This is a genomic window from Pseudonocardia pini (assembly GCF_013870575.1).
GTDB classification, from domain to species: domain Bacteria; phylum Actinomycetota; class Actinomycetes; order Mycobacteriales; family Pseudonocardiaceae; genus Pseudonocardia; species Pseudonocardia pini.
On the sequence record NZ_JACBXB010000808.1, the window covers coordinates 1 to 2,433 of the forward strand.

The 2,433-nt window shown below is 76.4% G+C and carries 2 protein-coding genes; both read left to right on the forward strand.

What is annotated here, in order from left to right:
- The first annotated feature begins 237 nt into the window (after window positions 1–237).
- Window positions 238–618: a cytidine deaminase gene (locus tag H5J29_RS29280; protein ID WP_181784209.1), complete on the forward strand. Its 381-nt coding sequence runs from the start codon at window positions 238–240 to the stop codon at window positions 616–618.
- Window positions 619–633: 15 nt separating this feature from the next.
- Entirely contained in the window at window positions 634–1,908 is a 1,275-nt protein-coding gene (locus tag H5J29_RS29285) for a thymidine phosphorylase (protein WP_181784208.1), read from the forward strand.
- The last annotated feature ends 525 nt before the right edge of the window (window positions 1,909–2,433 follow it).

Here is a 2,433-nt window from a genome sequence, read left to right on the forward strand (position 1 = left end):
CGCCACCGCGACGACCGCCGCCCACCCGCGCACGCGCCGACCCTACGGCGTGGCCTCCCACGCGGTCCTCATCCGGGATCCGGCGAGCAGGACCCCGTGCGGTCACACCACGGCGTGAGCCGGGTGCCGCCGTCCACAGCGGCCCGCCGACACGGTCTCCGCGTCGGTCGGGGCCAGGCCCCCTCTCGTCCGGGGTCGCCGCCGTCCACGCCCGGACTCTGCTTCGATCAGGAGGTGATCGACTGGCAGAGCCTGCGGGACCACGCGATCGGGGCGGCCGCCGCGGCGTACGCCCCGTACTCCGGGCTGCACGTGGGCGCCGCCGCCCTCTGCTCCGACGGGCGGGTCGTGACGGGATGCAACGTCGAGAACGCCGCGTACGGGGTCGGCCTGTGCGCCGAGTGCACCCTCGCGGGCCAGCTCCGGCTGTCCGGGGGCGGCAGGCTGGTCGCGGTGGCGGTCCGCTCCGGCGACGGCACCCTGCTCATGCCGTGCGGACGCTGCCGGCAGGTGCTCTACGAGCTCGGCGGCCCGGAGTGCGTGCTCGACACGCCCCGCGGGATCCAGCCGATGAGCAGTGTCCTCCCCGACGCGTTCGGGTCGGCCGACCTGCCCTGACGCTACGGTCGCGAGATGACGACCACCGCGGTCGACGTCATCGCCGCCAAGCGCGACGGCCACCGCCTCACGGACGACCAGATCGACTGGGTGGTCGCCGCGCACAGCCGCGGCGAGGTCGCGGACGAACAGATGGCCGCCCTCGCCATGGCCATCCTGCTCAACGGCATGGACGCGGCCGAGACCGCCCGCTGGACCCTCGCGATGGTCGAGTCGGGGGAGCGGCTCGTGCTGCCGGACGTCGGACGGCCGGTGGTGGACAAGCACTCGACCGGGGGCGTCGGGGACAAGATCACCCTGGTCCTGACGCCGTTGGTCGCGGCCTGTGGGATCGCGGTGCCGCAGCTCTCCGGGCGGGGGCTGGGCCACACCGGCGGCACCCTGGACAAGCTCGAGGCGATCCCGGGCTGGCGCGCGGAGCTGTCCACCGCGGAGATCGCGGCACAGCTCGCCGGGGTCGGCGCCGTCGTCTGCGCGACCACCCCGACCCTGGCCCCGGCCGACCGGCGGCTCTACGCCCTGCGCGACGTCACCGGCACCGTCCCGTCGATCCCCCTCATCGCGAGCTCGATCATGAGCAAGAAGATCGCGGAGGGGACCGGGGCGCTGGTCCTGGACGTGAAGGTCGGGTCGGGTGCCTTCATGCCCACCGTCGACGCCGCCCGCGAGCTCGCCACCCGGATGGTGGAGATCGGCGCGATGCACGGGATCCCCACGCGGGCGCTGCTCACCGACATGTCCGTCCCGCTGGGGCGGACCGCGGGCAACGCGCTGGAGGTCGCCGAGGCCGTCGAGGTGCTGCGCGGCGGCGGCCCGCCCGACGTCCGGGCCCTCACCCTCGCCCTCGCCCGCGAGATGCTCGACCTCGCCGGGATCGCCGCGGATCCCGAGGCCGTCCTCGCGTCCGGTCAGGCCCATGCCCTGTGGGAGCGGATGGTCGCCGCCCAGGGTGGGGACCCGCGGGCGTCCCTGCCGGTGGCGCGGCACGTCACGACCGTGGCTGCTCCGGGTTCGGGGGCGTTCTGCCCCGACGCGTCGGCGGTCGGGACCGCGGCCTGGCGGCTGGGTGCCGGTCGGGCCCGCAAGGAGGACAGCGTCCAGGCCGCCGCCGGGGTGCGGTGGCTGCACGAGGTCGGGGCCGAGGTCCGGGCGGGGGAGCCGCTGCTGGAGCTGCACACGGACACCCCGGAGGCGGTCGCGGGCGCCCGTCTGGCGCTCGACGCCGTACCGCTGGTCTCCGCCGAACCGGTGAGTCGGCCCGATCTGGTGCTCGGTTCGATCGGTCCCTGAGGCGTTCCCGCAGCTCAGGGGCGGTGATCCGGCCGACGCGCCGGGGGAGGCCAGGACGGCGTCCGCCCCCCGCGTGGGGCACCATGGGCGGGATGCGCGACCACCGGACCTCCGACGCGCCGTCCGGACCCCGTCCCGACGGCGCCGACGACCGTCCGCAGGTCCCCGCCGAACCTGCGGCGTCCGAGGGCCGACCCGGCCCGGAGCACGGCGAGCGGGGTGGGACCGAGCGCCCCGGCTCCCCACCTCGAGCCCCGCGCCCTCAGGGGTCGCCCGGGCAGGGCTCCCATGTGCAGGGCTCCCACGTGCAGGGCTCCCACGTGCAGGGCTCCCACGTGCAGGGCCCCCACGCACCGGGCCCCCGCCACTCGCCCGCGTCGACCCCGCCCGGCCGAACCCCACCCGGCCTCAACACACCGGGCCCCAACACGCCCAGCTCGAACGCGCCCGCCTCGAACCCGCCCGGTCCGACCCCGCCCGGTCAGAACCCACCCGGTCCGAGCGCGCCCGGCTCGAAAGCCCCCG